The organism is Nitrosarchaeum sp. AC2 (assembly GCF_013407385.1).
In the GTDB taxonomy this organism is placed as follows: domain Archaea; phylum Thermoproteota; class Nitrososphaeria; order Nitrososphaerales; family Nitrosopumilaceae; genus Nitrosarchaeum; species Nitrosarchaeum koreense.
This window is the reverse complement of the sequence record NZ_CP030847.1, coordinates 251,907-271,467: the sequence shown is the minus strand read 5'-3', so window position 1 is coordinate 271,467 and position 19,561 is coordinate 251,907. Positions and strand designations below refer to the sequence as shown.

The 19,561-nt window shown below is 33.2% G+C and carries 22 protein-coding genes and 2 tRNA genes; 9 read left to right on the top strand and 15 right to left on the bottom strand.

Annotation, left to right across the window (positions count from 1 at the left end):
* The first annotated feature begins 1 nt into the window (after position 1).
* The gene (locus tag DSQ20_RS01495) at positions 2-478 is read left to right on the top strand and encodes an acyltransferase (protein WP_179365791.1); all 477 of its coding nucleotides are present in this window, start codon (positions 2-4) and stop codon (positions 476-478) included.
* Here the strand turns inward: DSQ20_RS01495 and DSQ20_RS01490 are convergent.
* Genes DSQ20_RS01490 through DSQ20_RS01470 form a run of 5 tightly spaced genes read right to left on the bottom strand, consistent with a single transcriptional unit; the run spans position 475 to position 6,416 of the window.
* Positions 475-705 carry a hypothetical protein gene (locus DSQ20_RS01490; RefSeq protein WP_255458288.1) on the bottom strand — a complete coding sequence of 77 codons (231 nt, stop codon included), beginning with the start codon at positions 703-705 and terminating at the stop codon, positions 475-477. The genes DSQ20_RS01495 and DSQ20_RS01490 overlap by 4 nt on opposite strands.
* A complete protein-coding gene (locus DSQ20_RS01485; protein ID WP_179365790.1) occupies positions 702-1,694 on the bottom strand; it encodes a glycosyltransferase 4 family protein in 993 nt (330 codons plus the stop codon). Before DSQ20_RS01485 ends, DSQ20_RS01490 begins: the two co-directional genes overlap by 4 nt.
* On the bottom strand, positions 1,695-3,821 hold the full coding sequence (locus DSQ20_RS01480) for a DEAD/DEAH box helicase (protein WP_179365789.1): 2,127 nt from the start codon (positions 3,819-3,821) through the stop codon (positions 1,695-1,697). It lies immediately after the preceding gene.
* Positions 3,818-5,905, bottom strand: coding sequence for a minichromosome maintenance protein MCM (locus DSQ20_RS01475; RefSeq protein WP_179365788.1), 2,088 nt, complete (start codon positions 5,903-5,905; stop codon positions 3,818-3,820). Before DSQ20_RS01475 ends, DSQ20_RS01480 begins: the two co-directional genes overlap by 4 nt.
* Positions 5,886-6,416: a hypothetical protein gene (locus DSQ20_RS01470; protein WP_007549589.1), complete on the bottom strand. Its 531-nt coding sequence runs from the start codon at positions 6,414-6,416 to the stop codon at positions 5,886-5,888. The genes DSQ20_RS01475 and DSQ20_RS01470 overlap by 20 nt, the downstream gene beginning before the upstream one ends.
* A 125-nt stretch (positions 6,417-6,541) precedes the next feature.
* Here DSQ20_RS01470 and DSQ20_RS01465 point away from each other — a divergent pair, with 125 nt between their 5' ends.
* Positions 6,542-7,492 (top strand): replication factor C small subunit, encoded by a 951-nt coding sequence (locus DSQ20_RS01465; protein ID WP_179366285.1) that lies wholly within the window; start codon positions 6,542-6,544, stop codon positions 7,490-7,492.
* A gap of 3 nt (positions 7,493-7,495) precedes the next feature.
* Here the strand turns inward: DSQ20_RS01465 and DSQ20_RS01460 are convergent.
* The 3 genes from DSQ20_RS01460 to DSQ20_RS01450 form a co-directional block, all read right to left on the bottom strand.
* Positions 7,496-7,579 (bottom strand) — tRNA-Ser (locus tag DSQ20_RS01460).
* Between the two features lie 85 nt (positions 7,580-7,664).
* On the bottom strand, positions 7,665-8,207 hold the full coding sequence (locus DSQ20_RS01455) for a ferredoxin family protein (RefSeq protein ID WP_179365787.1): 543 nt from the start codon (positions 8,205-8,207) through the stop codon (positions 7,665-7,667).
* A 130-nt stretch (positions 8,208-8,337) separates the two neighbouring features.
* The gene (locus DSQ20_RS01450) at positions 8,338-8,892 is read right to left on the bottom strand and encodes a ferredoxin family protein (protein ID WP_007549584.1); all 555 of its coding nucleotides are present in this window, start codon (positions 8,890-8,892) and stop codon (positions 8,338-8,340) included.
* Positions 8,893-9,029: 137 nt separating this feature from the next.
* Here DSQ20_RS01450 and DSQ20_RS01445 point away from each other — a divergent pair, with 137 nt between their 5' ends.
* Positions 9,030-9,695: a translation initiation factor IF-6 gene (locus tag DSQ20_RS01445; protein ID WP_007549583.1), complete on the top strand. Its 666-nt coding sequence runs from the start codon at positions 9,030-9,032 to the stop codon at positions 9,693-9,695.
* Here DSQ20_RS01445 and hisS read toward each other — a convergent pair.
* Positions 9,676-10,956 carry a histidine--tRNA ligase gene (gene hisS, locus DSQ20_RS01440; RefSeq protein WP_179365786.1) on the bottom strand — a complete coding sequence of 427 codons (1,281 nt, stop codon included), beginning with the start codon at positions 10,954-10,956 and terminating at the stop codon, positions 9,676-9,678. The genes DSQ20_RS01445 and hisS overlap by 20 nt on opposite strands.
* Before the next feature lie 392 nt (positions 10,957-11,348).
* On the opposite strand from hisS, the gene DSQ20_RS01435 reads away from it, so the two are divergent.
* The 4 genes from DSQ20_RS01435 to trxA all read left to right on the top strand — a co-directional run bounded on the left by DSQ20_RS01435 (position 11,349) and on the right by trxA (position 14,113).
* Complete coding sequence (locus DSQ20_RS01435; protein WP_179365785.1) at positions 11,349-11,765, top strand: archease; 417 nt, start codon at positions 11,349-11,351, stop codon at positions 11,763-11,765.
* A 78-nt stretch (positions 11,766-11,843) separates the two neighbouring features.
* Positions 11,844-13,496: a CFI-box-CTERM domain-containing protein gene (locus DSQ20_RS01430; protein WP_179365784.1), complete on the top strand. Its 1,653-nt coding sequence runs from the start codon at positions 11,844-11,846 to the stop codon at positions 13,494-13,496.
* 23 nt (positions 13,497-13,519) lie between these two features.
* The gene (locus tag DSQ20_RS01425) at positions 13,520-13,666 is read left to right on the top strand and encodes a hypothetical protein (RefSeq protein ID WP_179365783.1); all 147 of its coding nucleotides are present in this window, start codon (positions 13,520-13,522) and stop codon (positions 13,664-13,666) included.
* 45 nt (positions 13,667-13,711) lie between these two features.
* A complete protein-coding gene (gene trxA / locus DSQ20_RS01420; protein WP_179365782.1) occupies positions 13,712-14,113 on the top strand; it encodes a thioredoxin in 402 nt (133 codons plus the stop codon).
* Here trxA and infB read toward each other — a convergent pair.
* Genes infB through glmM form a run of 6 tightly spaced genes read right to left on the bottom strand, consistent with a single transcriptional unit; the run spans position 14,110 to position 18,521 of the window.
* The gene (infB, locus tag DSQ20_RS01415; RefSeq protein WP_179365781.1) at positions 14,110-15,891 is read right to left on the bottom strand and encodes a translation initiation factor IF-2; all 1,782 of its coding nucleotides are present in this window, start codon (positions 15,889-15,891) and stop codon (positions 14,110-14,112) included. The genes trxA and infB overlap by 4 nt on opposite strands.
* A 5-nt stretch (positions 15,892-15,896) precedes the next feature.
* The gene (ndk, locus tag DSQ20_RS01410) at positions 15,897-16,298 is read right to left on the bottom strand and encodes a nucleoside-diphosphate kinase (protein WP_179365780.1); all 402 of its coding nucleotides are present in this window, start codon (positions 16,296-16,298) and stop codon (positions 15,897-15,899) included.
* 2 nt (positions 16,299-16,300) lie between these two features.
* Positions 16,301-16,504, bottom strand: a complete 204-nt coding sequence (locus DSQ20_RS01405) for a 50S ribosomal protein L24e (protein WP_007402359.1) — start codon at positions 16,502-16,504, stop codon at positions 16,301-16,303.
* 9 nt (positions 16,505-16,513) lie between these two features.
* Positions 16,514-16,726, bottom strand: a complete 213-nt coding sequence (locus DSQ20_RS01400) for a 30S ribosomal protein S28e (protein ID WP_007402360.1) — start codon at positions 16,724-16,726, stop codon at positions 16,514-16,516.
* Entirely contained in the window at positions 16,723-17,109 is a 387-nt protein-coding gene (gene rpl7ae, locus DSQ20_RS01395; RefSeq protein WP_007549575.1) for a 50S ribosomal protein L7Ae, read from the bottom strand. Before rpl7ae ends, DSQ20_RS01400 begins: the two co-directional genes overlap by 4 nt.
* Positions 17,110-17,150: 41 nt before the next feature.
* A complete protein-coding gene (gene glmM, locus DSQ20_RS01390) occupies positions 17,151-18,521 on the bottom strand; it encodes a phosphoglucosamine mutase (protein WP_179365779.1) in 1,371 nt (456 codons plus the stop codon).
* Positions 18,522-18,568: 47 nt separating this feature from the next.
* On the opposite strand from glmM, the gene DSQ20_RS01385 reads away from it, so the two are divergent.
* A tRNA-Leu gene (locus DSQ20_RS01385) sits at positions 18,569-18,653 on the top strand.
* A 57-nt stretch (positions 18,654-18,710) separates the two neighbouring features.
* Positions 18,711-19,559: a formyltetrahydrofolate deformylase gene (locus DSQ20_RS01380; protein ID WP_179365778.1), complete on the top strand. Its 849-nt coding sequence runs from the start codon at positions 18,711-18,713 to the stop codon at positions 19,557-19,559.
* Positions 19,560-19,561: the final 2 nt, after the last annotated feature.

The following is a 19,561-nucleotide window of genomic DNA, read 5'->3' as shown; positions in this document are numbered from 1 at the left end:
GTTGGTTACAAATTTTATTTCTGAAAAAGCAAAGATAGGAGACAATGTCAAAATCTGGCATTTTTCATATATTGGAGATAATGTAGAAATTGGAAATAATGTGAAGATAGGTTCGCTTGTCCATATTGATTATAATGTAAAGATTGGAGAAAATACAAAGATAGAAGGACAAGCATACATTCCACCATTATCAAGAATTGGAAAAAATGTATTCATTGGACCTGCAGTAGTATTAACTAATGATCCATATCCAATGTGTGATAAAATGATAGGGGTAACTATTGAAGATAATGCAGTGATAGGAGCACGAGCTGTCATTAAAGCAGGTGTAACTATCGGTAAGAATAGCGTAGTTGCTATGGGTGCAGTGGTAACAAGAAATGTTCCAGAAGATTCTGTGGTCATTGGAGTTCCTGCTACAATAAGATATACACGTAAAGAATACGATAAAAAACAGAGACAATGGATGGAAAGCTAAAATTTAATTTCTTTTTTAAATATCCAATTTTTTAATTTTGATAAGATCAGAATCCAAACTATTATCAAAAGAATTGCGATGATGGCTTTGAATATAGATGTCAATAATGAATCAAACTCACCATAACCAGAGATCGAAAAAGGACCTAAAATCATCACTAAAATTCCTCCACCAACAATTATCAAAACCCACATAACAAAGATAAAACTAAAAAGACCTATTTTCAAATCACTAACCTCGTCATAAATGCAGTTATTATTGCAAGAATTCCTGAAAAAATAGCAAGTTTGAAAATTGCATAGCCAACTTGTTTTTCAGATAATGGCCCTGCTGCTAGAATTAGTCGTACTAGTGTAATAGGAGCAGTTTTATCTTTAGTTGCCTTTAATTTGAAATCTTCAGTATGCTCAACAGGTTTTCCTTTGATTTGTCTATGCTCTACAATTCGTTTCATGCTAGATAAGAACAAAAATGAGTTAATTACTGCAGGTAAAAGAGCGATTGCCGCAATAATTTCCACATGACCAATTATTGCAATTGCACCATACATTCCACCCAAAGCTAAAGCACCAGAATCTCCAGGAAATATTTTGCTTGGAATTTTATGATATTTGTAAAATGCTAAAGCAACAAATCCCAATGGTAAACTAACTATAGCCATTTCATAATTTTGTAAAACAAATAATGCAATACTAAGGGAAAAACTTGCAATAATCATAAAACCGCTAGCTACTCCGTTTAGTACATCAATAGAATTAATGGTATTACCTGTGATAGGGATCATGAAAATTATCAATCCAAGATAAAGAGCAGGTATTTGGACTGTACCAAATAAAGGAAAAGACAGATTGGAATCATATGCACCAAAGAAAATTATTGGGGCTGCAGCAAATATCAAAGCAAGTGGTTTAAACCATCCTCCCATTACTTTCCTATCATCCACATAGCCAATTAGAAATGCTATAAAACTAGTAATTATTATTGCAAGAATTTCATTCATTTGTAAAAACCCATATAAAATAAATTCAGATACTATAATTCCTGCAAGTATAGATGGACCTCCAGGTCGTACAATCATTACATGATCTTTTTTGTTCACATCTTGGACTGCAAGATTTCTTTTGTGTAAAAATTTAATCAAATATGGAGTTGTAAAAAATACTGTAAAAAATGCAACAACACATGAGATGATTGCAGGTATGATTAATTCAGTCAACTATCTAACCTTCTTTAACTCTGACTTTATGTTATCTGCAATGGTTGAACCAATTTTATCAATTTCTGCTAATTTGTTCACTGGAATCTTTGATAAATCATCAAGAGATTTAATTCCATGTTTATATAGCACTCTTGCTCTCACACGTCCAATTCCTTTTACTTTTACTAAATCTAACAATTCTTCCTTAATTCCATAAATTATTCGTCGTCTAAGATTCTCTAATTCATCAAGAAGATCAGCACGCTCAACATGTTTTGAAATTTCTCGTAAACAATATGTTAACCAATCAGCAGTCTCAACCATCCTATGCATATCACCAGATTCTATTCCCAGATTATCAGATAGAGATAATTCAGATGATTCTGTAATCCAAGCCTGTAAAGCAAGTAAACTTCTAGAGCAATCATATTCAGACAAGAGCTCTAATATCTCTGAAGAATGATTTTCAATCATCAAACTGGCAGTTTCAAAGTCTTTATTTCTTAGTGAGAATTTAGGGAAAAATTCCTCACAATTTGAAATTAAATGTAAAAATCCAAAAGTGTGTTTTTTTTCTTTAGATACATTTTCAATTGCATCCCTAAAGTAAGTTGCAGTTAATGGATCAATATACAACATCGAAGTCTTTTTTCCAAACTCTGTAGCAGCATATCTCTCACCTTTTTTAATGATTAAAAATGCACTAGTTAGAAACCTTAAGGATATATCAATGGCAAATTTCATAGTTGCTTTTCTAGATTGTAATCCACCCAACGTTTGCAAAAAAAACTCTAAAATGTTTTCTTTTTTAATTCCTGGACTTGTTACAATTACGCTTAACACATGTGTTCTTAATGACTTATCATCAGTGATTTTTGATAAAATTGGTTCTGGTTCTCCATGAACATAATACTCCATTAGATCTTCACTATTTCCATTTCCAACAATTATCGATTCACCATAGTCATCATATTGCGGTCTTCCAGCTCTACCACAAAGTTGTTTGTACTCTAGGATACTAATTGGTCTGTTTGCACCAACTTTTGCATTATATCTATTGATATTAGAAATAACAACTCTCCTTGCAGGAAGATTTACACCAGCAGCTAATGTAGGAGTAGAAGATAATAATTTGATGGTACCTTTACGAAATTCAGTTTCTATTGTTTGTCTACAGTTTTGATTTAATCCAGCATGATGAAATGCAACTCCTTTTTTTATTAGTGTTGCAAGTGTTTTTACTAATTCAGTATGTTCATTATTTGAGAGTATTTTTTTTGAAACTTTTTCTAATTCTTCAGATTCGTTTTTTTCTAAAAATTGTGATATAATATCAGCAGCTTTTGTTGCAAGAGCTTTTGAACGTGTTCTAGTTTCTGCAAAAACTAATGATTGACCGCCGTCTTTTACAGATTGCACACCCAAATCAATAGGAATTCCACGAATACTAGGCTCAACCTCAAATTTTTTACCATTATTCATTATCACTCCTCCTGCATCATACACTCCTTCAGATAGCGGGACAGGCCGCCAGTCATTTTTTATAAGTTTACAATCGAGCCAATTTGCAAGTTCATCAGAATTTGTTATTGTTGCACTAAGACCTAAAATTTGAGGTTTAGATTCTAATAGTTTTAGTTTTGTTAAGATCATCTCCAATGTTGGTCCTCTACTTTCATCTCCAATAAGATGAATCTCATCTGCAATAACTAATCCAATTTCATCAATCCATTCAGCACCATGACGAATTATAGAATCCATTTTTTCATTTGTTAAAACTAGCACATTATTTTTTTCAAGATTTTTTTCAATATTTTCAAAATCACCAGTGGATATACCCACTCTAATTTTTTTTCCTAAATCAATTTTTTCTAGTTTTTTAAATTCAGTAAATTTTTCAGAAGCTAATGCTCTTAACGGACTAAGATATACAACTTTACCAGTATTTTTTGAAAGATAGTTAATCATAGAGATTATTGCAGTTAGTGTTTTACCACTCGCAGTAGGTGCAGAAACCAATATACTTTTTCCATCGAGAAGTCCAGCATCAATACAATCTGCTTGTGGTGGATATAATTTGGAAAATCCTTCAGACAATAAAAAATCAATTGCAGGTTTAAGAAGATCTAGTTTTTCTATTTTCATACTCGGTTATAATGACCGGGTTTTGATTCATAAATAGATGCTTCGCGGAGCATTCTTCGAATATAGTTTCGTGCTTCCTCTTCAGTGAATTTTTCTGTCTTTTCTAGTTCTTTGACAAAAGCTCGTTCTTCAACTGCAACTTTATTGTCACCTTCCATTGATTTTAAAACATCCATAAACAACTGCATCTTAGATACTTCACTTCTCGGTCTTCCTTGCAAAACTCCAAGATCAACTTTACCGGTATTAACATCAACACCTGCATCTTGAAGCATGCTTTGAATCAGAAATATGGCTCTCTCAGCATCTTCTTCCTCTACTTTATCTTTCATAAGCAATCTTGCTCTTGCGGTTGAAAGTCTGATAATTCCCTCTAGTTGTCTAGGTGTTACTGTAATCATTTCTTCAGATTCTACATTTCTCATTTGGAGATAGTATTCCAAGATTTTTTCTTCAGCTTCTTTTGTTAAATCGGGACTAGAACGTTTTGCATATGAGAGATATTTTGTTAGAATATCAACATCAATTACTGAACGTTTGTCAGTTCCTTGAGGTGTATGCAATTCAATTATGTGTCTTGCAATTTTTTCGTCTTTTTCCCTTCCAGGGATATCACGTACAACAAAAATTAAGTCAAATCTAGTCAATAGTGGAATTGGTAGATTTACATTTTCTGTGATATTTTTGAAAGGGTCGTATTTTCCATACATTGGGTTAGCAGCTGCTAAAATTGATGTTCTTGCGTTTAATGTGGCAACAATACCACCCTTTGCAATACTTGCAGATTGTTGCTCCATAACTTCATGCAATGCACTTCTGTCTTCTGGTTTCATTTTATCAAATTCATCAATACATACAAGACCTTGATCACCAAGTACAACAGCTCCTGCTTCTAACATCATAATTCCTGTTTTATCACGTACTACAGCAGCAGTAAGACCTGCTGCTGTTGAACCTCTACCTGATGTATATAGTCCTCTTGGAGCAATTCTTGCACAAAATTTTAGCATCTCACTTTTTGCAGTACCAGGATCACCAACAAGAAATACGTTGATGTCACCTCTAATCTTACTTCCATCACCAAGTAATCTTTGAGTTGAACCTACAATCAATAACAAAATAGCTTCTTTGATTAGAGATTGTCCTTGGATATGCGGTGCAAAAGAATCAATCAATCTCTGATATACATTAGGACTTTGAGCAAGTGTTTTGATCATCTTTTCATCTTCAGGAGATACTTCTTCTCTCTCAATTTTACGCGAAGTTTTAGAACCTCTACCTCCTAAAAATTCAATATTGTTTCCCTCTATTCGTAATCGATATAATCCACTGTGACCTCGAGTTATTCCTGCAATAGATTCTTGCTCTACTCTCACTATACCAGTAAGGATAATTCTATCACCCGGTCTTGCATTATCTACAAGATCTTGCCTAATTGTAACGTCAATATAATGAGGTAATTGGCCGGGAGGAAGATCTTCTGGAAGTTCTTGTAATCTAAGAATTTGAAAATCTATGAATTTACTAGCTTCTGGCTTTAATTCAAAATCTCTGTGTTTACAACTTGGGTTATCACAAACTATTGGAATTTTTACATCCATTCCTTTTAGTTGAATAACTTTAGTTTGATGTTCATCAGGACATACAAAGACCAATTCTTTTGCAAGAGGTTTTACTTCTGAAGCTCTAACAACCATACCTGAAACACTAGAAATATTTCCAATAGTTTCAGCATTAATTTGCCTTAAACTCCTTTGAAGAGGATAATTTACAAGTCTTACACGAACTTCATCTTTAATTTTTTCTGCATAATCAGGAAATCTTGTTTGGAGTGCTTCTTTGATTGCTCTTGAGAATGCATTTAGAACTCTATCAGGATCAGTTGAAAAGATATGTTCAATTTCAGGCTCTATTACAAGATCATTATAATCTACAATGATAAATTTTGCATTCTTTGGCATCATTTCGTCAATTTGTTCTACATACTTGTAATTTCCAAATTTATCCTTGAATCTTGTTAGAAATTCTTTGACCTTATCAGATAATGCTGAATCAGTAAAAGTACTAGTTTGAACTCTGCTCATTTAAGTCTCCTCGGATTTGTTTTTCAAATTCTATACTATTATCGTGAATTGTTTTAAAGAAAATATTTTCTTCGATTGTTAATTTATTATATAATTCAGAATTAAGTTTTGTTGAATCTGCGATTTTTACAAGTTTGCCTCGTCTCATTCTAAACAATTCTAACATCATACTTTCAACATGATTAAAATCATCACGATTCAAGTCTTTCATGGATTCTTTTAATTTTATGTAAAAGTGAGGATCAAGTGTAGACATTTGATATTCTCCAACCATCTTTTCTTTTGATAATGCCTGTTTAAGCTCAGTAATCATATCCGGTTTTTCAAGTGAAGCAAGTTTGTTTTGGGCTAGAATTTTACCTATCCATAAAGGCAGATTCAAGACTTCACCTTGAGTGCCATTAATTTTAACACCTGCAACATTGAATTTAATATCATGATTTATGCTGACTTTAGCATCCTTTAGGCTATATCCAATAGAATGCAGTTTTTCTATCTTATCTATTTCCATCGTAAGATCACTATCTATTCATAAGATCCTGATGTAATGGATCGATCAATTCTATTCACTATTTTGTTAGATCAATTGATCCTATTAATTTCGATTTATTAGTGGGAATTAGACCAGAAGATCACATGTTATCAACAGGCATGTGGGTGGAAAAGTATCGCCCCTCAAAGCTTTCAGAAATAGTAAATCAAAAAGAAATTATCGGTAGTCTAGAAGCTCTAATTAAAGACCCTACAGATATGCCGCATCTAATGTTTTCAGGTTCTGCCGGAGTAGGTAAGACTACAACAGCCTTATGCATATCTAGACAAATTCTTGGGGAATATGCTAAAGACTATACTCTTGAACTAAATGCCTCAGATGAACGAGGTATAGGTATGGTTAGAGAAAAAGTAAAAAAGTTTTCAAGATTTGCAGGAATGGTAGATGTACCATTTAAGATAATTATTCTTGATGAGGCAGATGAGATGACATCTGATGCACAAACAGCACTAAGACGAATAATAGAAGATACTGCAAAATATTGCAGATTTATCCTAATTGCAAACAATATCTCAAAAATCATTGATCCTATTCAAAGCAGATGTGCCACCTTCAAGTTTACATCTATTCCTGAAGAGGATGTAATTAACCATCTAGAAAATATAGCTAAAAAAGAGAAAGTAAAAAGCGATAAAAAAGGACTAAAAGCAATTTACGATTATTCTGAAGGAGATCTTAGACATGCAATTAATCTGATGCAAGCAACTGCAAGCATAGGTGAGATTTCAGAAGAAAATGTAAAATCATCAGCTGGATTGACAAAAACTAGTGATGTAGATATTGTTCTAAAAATGGCATTATCTGGAAAAATTGTAGATGCAAGAGAGAAGATGATTGAATTAACTAAAGTTTATGGAATGTCAGAATCAGATTTTCTAAAGTATCTAAATTCTGCAGTATTCAAAACAAAACATGATAATATTTCAGATATTTTAGAAGTGATTGCAAAATATGATTATAGAATTTTAGTTGGGGCAAATCCTGAGATTCAGTTAACAGCTATGTTAGCTGAACTAGGAAAATTAGAAAAATAAAAACGCAGAGAGAGGGATTTGAACCCCCGGGTGCTTGCGCACACAGGCTCTCAAGGCCCGCGCCCTACCGAGCTAGGCGACCTCTGCAAGAAGTGATGAATAACAGTGATTAAAATTTGTTGAGTATTGAAAATAAAATCATAGAAAAATAAGAAAAAAGAAATTAATTTCTTTAATCGTGTGCGTGTGGGTTTCCGCCACCAGTCATTTTAACAAATGTACCAGCTGCTTTCTCATGCCATTCCAAGTTTGCTTGTTCAATTCTAATAGCACCTGTAGGACATATTTCCTGACAAGCCATACAAACTGTACAATCATGTTCTCGAATTGGTTGTGATTTGTCAGTATGATCTAATCGTTCATCTTGTTCAGTTTTTCCAGTACCTTCAAAGACTTTACCAACTACATCTTTAGCTGGAATATCTTGTTCGGTTCTATACCACTGAAATGTTTGAACTGGACATACACTCATGCATGATCCAGCTGCAATACAAGAATCCCAATCGACTGCAACTGTTGTACCATGAATACCAAGAGGAACTTGTTCTTCTCCTCTAGCTTCATACGCGGCTTTTACATCTTCATTTGAAAATGCTGCACCGTCTGGATTTCCTTTGCCCCAAATCCAATGAAAGTTCTCGCCATTTCCATGACTAGTTTTTCCGACTGGTTTTTGGTCGTGACAAAAATCTTCCGGTATTACTAAATCTGCCATACAAAACATTGATCTGAATATTATTTAAATCTAGACAAAATTAGTTGAGACTAAACTACAGTAGATCTTAATTTTCTAAAGATTTTAACTAAAAATATGGAATTATAATAAAGAAAATTGAATAAAAAATCTAATCGTGTGCATGTGGATTAGCAGTACCTGCTTCTATTTTCACATAAGTTCCTGCAGCTTTCTCATGAGCTTCCAAGTTTGATTGATCAACTTTGATAGCTTGAGGAGGGCAAACAGAAACGCATGCCATACACCAAATGCAATCATGTTCTCGGATTGGATCGGCTTTATCAGTTAGATCTTTTCGTTCTTCTTTAACTGAACTTCCAGTTCCAGCAAAAGTTGCGTTTATTGCTTCTGTATTTGGAATGTCTTTTTCTGTCCTATACCACTGAAAAACTTGTACTGGACATGCTTCAATACATGCACCATCTGCAACGCAAGAATCCCAATCGACTGCAACCATAGTACCACTAATGCCTAATGGGACTTGTTTTTCACCACGAGCAGCATAAGCAGCTACAACATCGGCATCAGCAAATACTTCAGCTTGTGATCCGTCAGTATTTTTTGTTTTACCAGGACCCCAAACCCAATGAAAGTTTTGGCCATCTGAGTGACTAATTTTTCCAATTGGTTTCAATCCTTCTGGAAAATTTTCTGCTATTGGCATAGATCAACTTTCTTTGAGATATTATTTAAAGCTAGACAAAATTAGTCGAGACTAAACTTAACTATAATAAAAGACCTGCGCTCGTTTTCATTTAAAATTTCCTTACGTTCATATCGTTTGAAGAATAATTACAAAAAATGGATATTATCAAATTTGATGTGTATAGAGGTCCAAACATTGGCGTTTACATAAACGCAAATGATGATTTTCTTTTGCTTCCTATGGGTTTTGCTCAAACCAAAGCTGAAAAACTTGCAGAATATCTAAAGACTGAAATTATTTATTCTTCTGTTGCAAATACTCGTCTTTTAGGAGCATTAATCGTAATGAATAACAACGGAATTCTACTTCCAAAGACTGCATATATGGATGAATATGAATTTCTAAAAAAAGAAACAAAGATGGAAATTGGCGTATTGGATTCAAAATACTCTGCACTTGGTAATGTGATTTGTGCAAATGATAAAGGGGCCATAGTATCACCATGGTTATCAAAAGATGATTGTAAGACAATTGAACAGGTATTAGGAGTAGAAGTTTTGCAAAAAAGAATCGCAGGGTTTAATCAAACAGGAGCAGTAATGGTTGCAAATAATTCGGGTGCTGCAATTCACCCAGAAGCTGATGAAGAAGACATGAAGACATTTGGAAATATAATGGGCGTAAAAATAGAACAAACCACCATTAATAATGGTATTCCATATGTTATGTCAGGAATTGTTGTGAATAATCATACGGTAGTTGTTGGATCCTTGACTAGCGGTCCTGAAATTATGATGTTAACTAGAGCATTTCTAAATTAAGAATTGATTTTGGGTCATCTGTAAGTTTTTCAATTTCAATTTGAGATTCTGTTCCATCTTGCATGTTTCGTAAAACAACTTTACTTTGTTCAAGTTCTTTAGGAGCTACTATAATACAATATTTTGATTCAGATGCTTGTTCAATTTGCTTTTTCAAATTTTTCCCAGATAAATCAATATCAGTAGAAATATTGTTTAATCTTAGTAATGATGCAATACTAATTGCTACCTTTTGCATATCTTCATTAATGTACAAAACTGAAATACGTTTTTGTTTTGTTTCTGCAACGATTCCTTGTTCTTGCATTGTAAGTATTATGCGTTCTACACCTCCTGCAACACCTGCAGCTCCAATGTCATCTCTTCCAAATGCTTTTGTCAATGAATCATAGCGACCTCCACCAGCTAGTGCACCCAATTTTGAATTTTTGTCAAATACCTCAAAGACCATTCCGGAATAATAATCCAGTCCTCTAACTATTCCAAAATTTATGCGTATATTTGCTACCCCTCTGTTTTCTAAAGAAGAGAATAATTGCTTTAGTTCATCCCATGATTCTAAATTTGTTGTATCAATTTTTGATTCTATTTCCAAAATATTTCCTTTGATTTGTGAAAATTCTAGAATTTTTTCTAATTTGCTTTCATCGTATCTGTCCTTGAATTCATTTAGAATGTCTTGCTTTGATTTCTTTTGTATTTTATCGATTGCTCTGAGCATATCAGATACTAAAGCAGTATCTTTTGAATCAAATGTTTGATTGATAAATGATTCAACTAAATTTCTATGATTGATATCAATTGTAATATTTTTGAGCAATAATGAATCAAATAACCTAGATGTTAATTCAATAATTTCAGCATCAGACTCCAATCCAGGTTTTCCATAAATTTCTATATCCCATTGATGAAAATAGCGATATCGTCCCTTTTGAGGTTCATCATATCGAAACACCCCACCAAATGCAGATATTTTTGCAGGCAATCTCATTGATTTTTGCATAGAAGCATATCTTGTCAAGCCTACAGTAAAGTCAAAACGTAATGCTACTTCTCTGTCTCCTTTGTCCTTAAAATAATAAATTTCATCTCTGATTGCAGGTCCTGACTTTGTTTCTAGAATAGATAACAATTCTATTGGAGAGGGATCCATAAATGAAAACCCATAAAGATCAGACAATTTTTTAAAATGATTTCTAATGTGTTCAATATTTGCATTTTCTTGATATTCAAAATCTTTCATTCCGCGTGGCAATTCCAAGGTAATTGTGTTGTTAATAGTATGAATTTAGATATTTCTGTAACAACTATGCAAAACTAGGCAGTTTTTCAAATCTTTCTTCTAAAAATGATATAATTAATCAGACAGTATTTACAAGTAAATAAAATTAAAACTAAAAATTCAGGTTTGATTATTTCGATAATTTTCACAACAATATATATTAGAATAATATTTTCACATGTTTAACATAAGGTAGATTTAATTTCAATTAATTGCAAATTCCTTGAAGTCATCTTCCTTATGTTAGATATAATTTTAAAACTCAATATTAGAAAATTACATGAATTCGGTCAAATCATTATGAAATAAGTCATTAGAATGTAATTTAATGACCATTTAAATTAATAATTAGCAAGATTCCAAAAACATGATTGAGTTACAAATTTTTAGAACATGCAACAGATGCCTTTATCGAAGTAACTGCAAAAGATCTCAAAGAAGCGTTTTTAGTTTCTGCAAATGCTGTAATCAACATCACATTAGATCAAGATAAAGTAAATGAGATTGAACAAAAAGAGATCACTGCACATGGAAAAGATCTAAACTATCTTTTATTTAGTTGGTTAGAAGAAGTTACCTTTGTTTTAATCACTGAAGGTTTTGCAATTAAAAGAATAGAACTTGAGATTAAAGAAGATAAAGGCTATAAAATTAATGCCAAAGCTTATGGCGAACCACTTGATTTTCTAAAACACAATTTCAAGGTAGAGATTAAAGCACCCACATTTTATGAAATGAAAATTGAACAAAAAAATGGTGTGTATATGAGATTTCTACTTGATCTTTGAATTTGGTGAAATTTTATTATCAAATCCATAGAAGAAATTATCCGCGTTTTTTAAAAGCAAAGAGGTACATCTCACATTATGCGCATAGAATTAGCTATATTTTTCGTGTTTTCATTAAGTATTATCATAGTTGTTCCAGCTTATGCAGACGTTACTACATTATCGTTGGGTGAAAATACATACTCAAAGGATGGAAAATTCCTATTTATTGGAAATGAAGATGAGGGAAGTACTTCAGTTTTTGTAATTATAAGAGATTCAATAGGGGATTTCATTGGAATGCTATCTGATCCATCATCAGATAGTGATGGAACGTATTCAACTCTACCAAGAGATGTATCACAATTCTTCAAATCAAAAGGATTTTTCAATGCAACAGCATTTACGGATAATCAAAAAGAAGAAAACGGAATTACAATTAAGATAGAATATGACGGAGATAAGATTTTTGTCGTGCCAGACTTTGTACTAAAACTTAACACAATCACAGATCAAATAGTTGAAGAGAAAAAGACAGTAACTTTTACTGCAACATTAACTGAATCACTCGCAGATGCAGTCTTTAGTCTTGAAAAAAATCCGCCGGCCGGTGCATCAATTGATAGTAAAACAGGAAAATTTTTGTGGACTCCTACTGAATCTCAGGGTCCTGCAACATATGTTTTTGATATTGTAGTAAAAAAAGGAGCAGTTGAAGATAGAAAAACTTTGAAAATTACTGTAACTGAACCAGCTGCTCCAATATCACAACCAAAACAAGAACCAAAAAGTGAACCTGAACCAGAACCGGAAATAGAGGACCCTGAACCAACAGAAATTGGATTAGCATCTTTTGTTGATCCTACAAGAGATCCACAGTCATATGTTGACAGATACAATAATGAACCAAGTTACAAGAAATGGTTTGATGAAAACTTTCCAGAATATTCCTCAATTTATCAAGCCGTAGGTTTGGAAGAACCTGAACCAACAGAAATTGGATTAGCATCTTTTGTTGATCCTACAAGAGATCCACAGTCATATGTTGACAGATACAATAATGAACCAAGTTACAAGAAATGGTTTGATGAAAACTTTCCAGAATATTCCTCAATTTATCAAGCCGTAGGTTTGGAAGAACCAAAAGAGATAGCTCCTTTTGTTGATCCAAACCTAGATCCACAATATTACATTGACAGATATAATAATGAACCAAGTTACAAGAAATGGTTTGATGAAAACTTTCCAGATATGACAATTTATGATGCCGTGGGATTGGAGGAATCTGAAATCAAAGAACCGGAAAGTGGACAATGTGGACCAGGAACAGATCTAGTTGATGGTATCTGTACAATAGTTGATAATTCACAAGGAGGAGGATGTCTAATTGCTACTGCAGCATATGGTTCTGAGATGGCACCACAAGTACAATTCCTCAGAGAAATTAGAGATAACAAAGTAATGAGTACATCATCCGGAGTTTCATTTATGACTGGATTTAACCAATTTTACTATTCCTTCTCACCTACAATTGCAGATATGGAAAGAGAAAATCCAATGTTTAAAGAATTGGTAAAAATTGGAATCACTCCAATGCTATCATCACTATCCATAATGTTATCAGCTGATACAGAACAAGAAATAGTAGGATATGGAATTGGAGTAATTCTAATGAATATTGGAATGTATTTTGTAGCACCAGTTATGTTGTTTTTCGGTATTAAAAAGGCAAAAACACGACTAAGTTTTTAATCATAATGAACACGATTACTAACATGGGCAAACTAAGTAGAAATCTTAGAATTTGTGGAGATTGCGGAGTTGTTTACACTTCTGTAAGTATGACAAAATACATTGATCAATGCCCAGTATGTAAGTCCAAAAGATACGAAGCCATGCCAATTAAATCAGATGTGGATTAAATATTCAATATAGATTTTTTAATAGAAACAAACTGTTGAGAATTATTGTCAGATGATCCTGAAATTGAGAAAATAAAACAAAGAAAGCTAGAAGAGATGCTTAAACAACAAAATCAACCTCATATTCAACCAGGAATAATTGATCTAAACAGTACAAATTTTAATCAAATAATTTCTGCTGACAATCCTACACTAGTTGATTTTTGGGCAGATTGGTGTGGTCCATGTAAAAGCATGCATCCAGTATTTGAAAGTCTTTCAAAAAAATATACAAACATAAAATTTGCACGAGTTAATGTAGATCAAAATCAAAATATTGCAATGAAATTTTCAGTGCAGTCAATTCCCATGTTTATCATGTTCAAATCGGGACAAATCGTAGATAAAATGATGGGTGCAGTTGGTGCTCCCGGAATACATATGATTTGTAAAAAACATTCAAACTAGTAAGCGTAAGCTGCATCTTTTTTACGTTGAATTTCTATAATTTCATTAAAAATTTCTTGTTCTTCTGAGCTTAGTTTATGCATAAATTTAGCAAGAATTTTTTTTGCTTCATGTGAAGGAGGAAAAGTATAGAATACTTCTTCTTCAAAAATTTGTCTGCCAATTGTTATACCTTGAACTGAACATGCAACCTCCTGTCCTGCTTTTGCAGAAGTTACAGTTTTTTTATCTAATTGAAGCTGATGTACTAAACCAATTTTTCTTCCATCTTTATTCATAAAGGGAACTTTCTGTTTTAATGTTCCAACATCAACCCTGATTCCAAATACTGCAGGGTCAGTATTTCTAAAAACATATCCTTTGAGAAATGTGAATTTAGAGATTGGAGTCAGTTCTGCAAATATTGCATCATCTTCATTTGCGGTATCTTCGCTAACCCATGCATTGTAGTTATCAATCAAGCTGTAGATTATTTTGTCCTCAAAAATTTTGATATGACCACTTTCAGCTTCTTCTTTTGCATCAGGAAGAATTTTTACATTAAATGCCAAAACAACTCCCAAATGTCGGTCATTTTCTTTAATCGCTCTAGTTTCCATTATGTCACGACGGTTAACAGGTCCAATGTCGGCTTTTGATATCGGTACTTGAGAACGTCGTAGCATCTCAACTATTGCCTCAAGAGAACCTATAGTATCACATTTTAAAACAACACCATTAGTCTCAGTATCAATAAACACTGATTTCATTTCAGATTCGATTAGTTTGGTATATTTTTTTACATCATCTTCATTTGATGCAACATAAAGTGTACTGCCTGGTAAAACTCCTTCAAGGTCAGGGGATGCAATTTTGAGTCCTGCGGCTGCATCTACACTTTGAACTGGTTTGAATTTATCTCTAGGATCTCTCATTTCATCAAGCGGTTTTGGTAAAAGAATTGCTTTTGGTTTTGTTATAATAACAGAATCTCTTTTTGCAACCACAATGGTATCAGTTTTTTTTATACTTCCATCAATCAAAATTATATTTGCTGTATGTCCTAGTCCTATTTCTTCGTTAACTTCAAGTACAATTCCCCTTGATTCTTTTTCTTTCTGATCTAATCTTTTTTGCAAGTATTGCTGAGTTAATCCAACTAATACTGCAAGTAATTCAGGTATTCCAACTCCAGATCTTGCAGAAATTGGCACAATCGCAATTTCAGATTTAAAATCTTTAACTCGATAAAATGCTTCAGATTGATATCCCAAAACAGATAGAGTTCCCACAACATCATATATTTTTTGATCAAGATCTGTTTGAATAAACTGATCTTGTTCTTTGATTGCTTGTGTGATAAATTTAGTATCTGATTTTCTCCATCCTGATATTTGATCACATTTGTTTAGTGCAACAACAAATGGAACTTTTCTACTTTGTAGAATTTTCAGACTTTCATTTGTTTGAGGTTGAAATCCTCTGTTAACATCAACTACAAGTATAGCAATATCAGCTGCAGAACCACCTCGTGCTCTAAGATTTGTAAAAACTTCATGTCCAGGTGTGTCAATAACTAGAATTCCAGGAACCTGATTTTCTGACTCTTGTAATTTTTTGTATAATGGTCCACATGTTTCTTTAATTGTTTCAGTAGGAAGAAAACTTGCTCCTATATGTTGAGTAATTCCACCGGCTTCTCTACCTTGAACCCCAGTGCCTCTAATTCTATCTAAGAGAGATGTTTTACCAGAGTCTACGTGACCTAAAACTACCACGATGGGTTGACGAATTTGCAATCAGATCACTCAAATGCTACCCTCGATTCGTGATCAAAATTTTCTTGTGAATCAGATGCATGAATGATATTGTCACTAAATCCTAATCCAAAATCTCCACGAATAGAACCAGGTACTGCTTCAAAGGATTTTGTTGCACCAATCATAATTCGTGTGGTTGCAATTGCATTGTTTCCTTCAATTATTGCTGCAACTACAGGTCCAGATGTGATAAAAGATGTCAGCTCACCAAAAAATGGTTTATCTTTATGTACGCCATAAAAATTTTCAGCTTGTTTTTGTGTGAATGTAAACATCTTTAATTTTAAAAGTTTGAATCCCTTTCTTTCAAATCTTGCAATAACTTCACCAGTAAGTTTTCTAGCTACTGCATCTGGTTTTACAATGAAAAGAGTTTGTTCAGTCAATTTTATTTCTTGTGTTGAATTCCGCCTTTAACGTATTTTTTGGTCCACTTTAATTTTCTTGGATCACGTTTTAGTTCTAGAGCATTTTTCTTGCATTTTGCTGAACAGAACCATAAAACAGTTCCATCATTTTTTGCAAGCATTGTACCTGAACCTTTTGCAACAGGTCTAGCACAAAAACTGCAGGGTTTAACTAAAAGACTCATCTATTTCACCTAATGAATTTTCTTTGCTTCTCTCTCGGTTTCTCTTAACATAAGAATCTCTCCTATTCTAACAGAACCTTTAACATTTCTTGTAAGAATTCTACCTTTATCCTTACCAGAAAGAACTTTTACTCTAACTTGAATAACTTCACCTGCAATACCAGTTCGACCAACAATTTGAATAATTTCAGATTGAGTTACGTCGTCAGTTGTAGTACTCATTTGCTAGACTTTCCACCTTTAATTTTAGCAATTGCTGAGACAACTTGGTCAACTATGTGTTGTGCATCACCAGCATCTAAAATTGCTGCAGCGGCAGAAGTAATGTCAATGCCCAAAGACTTTCCTAATTCTTGTTTGCTTGGAACAAATGCATATGCTGCGCCTTGCTCTTCACATAAGATAGGAAGATGTGCTACTACTTCTGGTGGTTCAACATCTTCAGCGATAACGATAAGTTTGCTTGTACCTCGTTCAATGGCTTTTGTTGCCTCATTGGTTCCTTTCTTTACTTTACCACTGGTAGATGCAACTCTAACAGCTTCCAAGATTGGATTTACCAGTTCCTCTGGCGTCTCAAATTTTACATAATAAGCTTTACCCATACTATGTCACCCTTTAGGGATCATTCTCCATTCCCATCATGCTATGGATTGGTTTTAAAAGTGTTATCGGAAATGACAGACTTGACTTTTTGAATGTATTTTGACATCAAAGTGTCTAGTTTTTGCTGACTTTCAGCTTCTCCGTATATTCTAATGATGGGTTCCGTACCACTGGGTCTTATCATAACCCAGTTTTTAGAATCTATTGTAATTTTGATTCCGTCAGTTATATCAGAATTAGGAAATTCTTCTTTTAGTGATTTTATTAGTTTTTTAGAATCATCTTGAGAACATGGAATTTTATCTTTTGTTGTAAAAGAGGGTGGAAGTTCAGAAATTAATTCAGATAGTGTTTTTTCAGATTTTGCTAAAAGATCCATCATTAAAGCTAAAGTCATACAACCATCTCTTACCTGATTATGTTTTCCAAACATAAATCCCCCATTTTCTTCAAAACCAATTAATGCATTTGTAGGTACCATCTTTCGCGATACTTCTACACTTCCAACTTTAGTTCGTATTACTTTTGAATTAAATTCATTTGCAACAAGTTCTATATTTAAACCAGAATTCAAACAAGTAACAACTAGAGAATTAGGATTTTTTTGTAAAATAAATTTTGTAAGGACTAAAGCGGATTTATCACCAGTGAGAATCTCTCCGTTATTATCACAAAATATACTTCGATCTCCATCACCATCAAATGCAATTCCAAAATCTGCATTATTTTCTTTAACTGATTTGGAAAGTTCAGAAAGATTTTGAGGGGTTGGTTCAGAACCACGTCCAGGAAATTGTCCATCAATTTTATCATTAATTAAAAACATTTCACATCCTATTGATTTACAAAATATAGGTGCAGTAACTGCCTGTGCCCCATTTCCTAAATCCAAAACAACTTTCAGATGTTTTGATTTTATCTTCTGGGAATCTATATGTGAAATTATTCCATTAACATAAACATCAATTGCTCTGTTTTCTTTACCTGTAGTTCCAAATGTAGTTGGATTTTTTATCCAATTTTTATTCAAAAAAATATCTTCTATTACCAATTCATCTTCTCGTGGTATTTCTACACCATCTTTTGCAGCGGGTTTAATTCCATTATATTGTGGAGGGTTATGAGATGCTGTAATCATAATTCCACCAGAATATCCAAGTTTCTTTACAGCATATTCAAGACAAGGAGTTGGTACAAGTCCTGCATTATTGCAGTTAAGTCCGGTATAATTTATTGCAGAACACACAATTTTTGCAATTATTTGACTTGATTCTCTTCCATCGTATCCAATCAATATCGGTCCTGATTTGAAATAAGTTGCAATTGCCAATGTCATATCATGTACAAATTCTAAGCTAAAATCTTCAGAAAAAACACCGCGAATGCCATTTGTTCCAAAAAATTTTGCCATAGTTCACTTCAATAATAGATAAATTTGTGTTTAATGGCAAGTCCGATGCGGGAGTCGCCCAGCCTGGTCAAAGGCGTAGGGCTTAGGACCCTATCTCTTAGGAGTTCGTGGGTTCAAATCCCACCTCCCGCATTAGTTGTCTATTTCTGTGAATGATTAATAATGAGAAAATAGTGATCAAAAAAAGTTATGAAAAAGACAGTGATTGGTATTACAGTAGTTGGAAAAGATAGAGAGGGAATAGTTGCAGCATTTACTAATTTTGTATTTGAAAACGGTGGAAACATTGAAAAAGTAAATCAAAATGTTGTCAAAGGTCTTTTTGGAATGTATCTTGAAGCATCATTTACAAAGATAGTAAATGTGAAAAAATTTGATTCTGGGATTCAATTATTATCAAAAAAAGAGAAAATGGATGTAAGTACACATCATGAAACAAATTCTGAAAAAAATATTGCAATACTAGTTACAAAAGAACCACGATGTCTAGAAACAATACTTGATGCTGCCAAAAAGAAATCATTGAAAGGATGCATTTCAGCAATAATAGGTACTGAAAAAACATTAGAACCAATAGCAAAAAAAGCAAAAATTCCATTTATTACAATCTCAGAATCAAATCAAGAAAAAGCTGAAGAAAAAATATTAGAAATTTGTAAAAAATATGAGATTGATCTAATTGTCCTTGCAAGATATATGAAAATACTTAGTCCAAATTTTGTGTGGAGGTATCCAAACAGAATAATCAATATTCACCCATCACTCTTACCTGCATTTCCAGGTGCACTTGCATATGCACAAGCATTTGAGAGAGGAACAAAAATAGTTGGTGTAACTGCCCACTACGTAACGGAAAACTTGGATCAAGGACCAATAATTTTCCAAGATTCTTTTAAAGTTGATCCAGATGATTCTTTAGAGGAAATTAAATCCAAAGGTCAGAAATTGGAAGCAGACACTTTGCTTAAAGCCACAAAGATGCATCTAGAAAACAAACTTGAGGTTCGTTGGAGAAAGGTACATGTCAAGTCAAAGTGAAA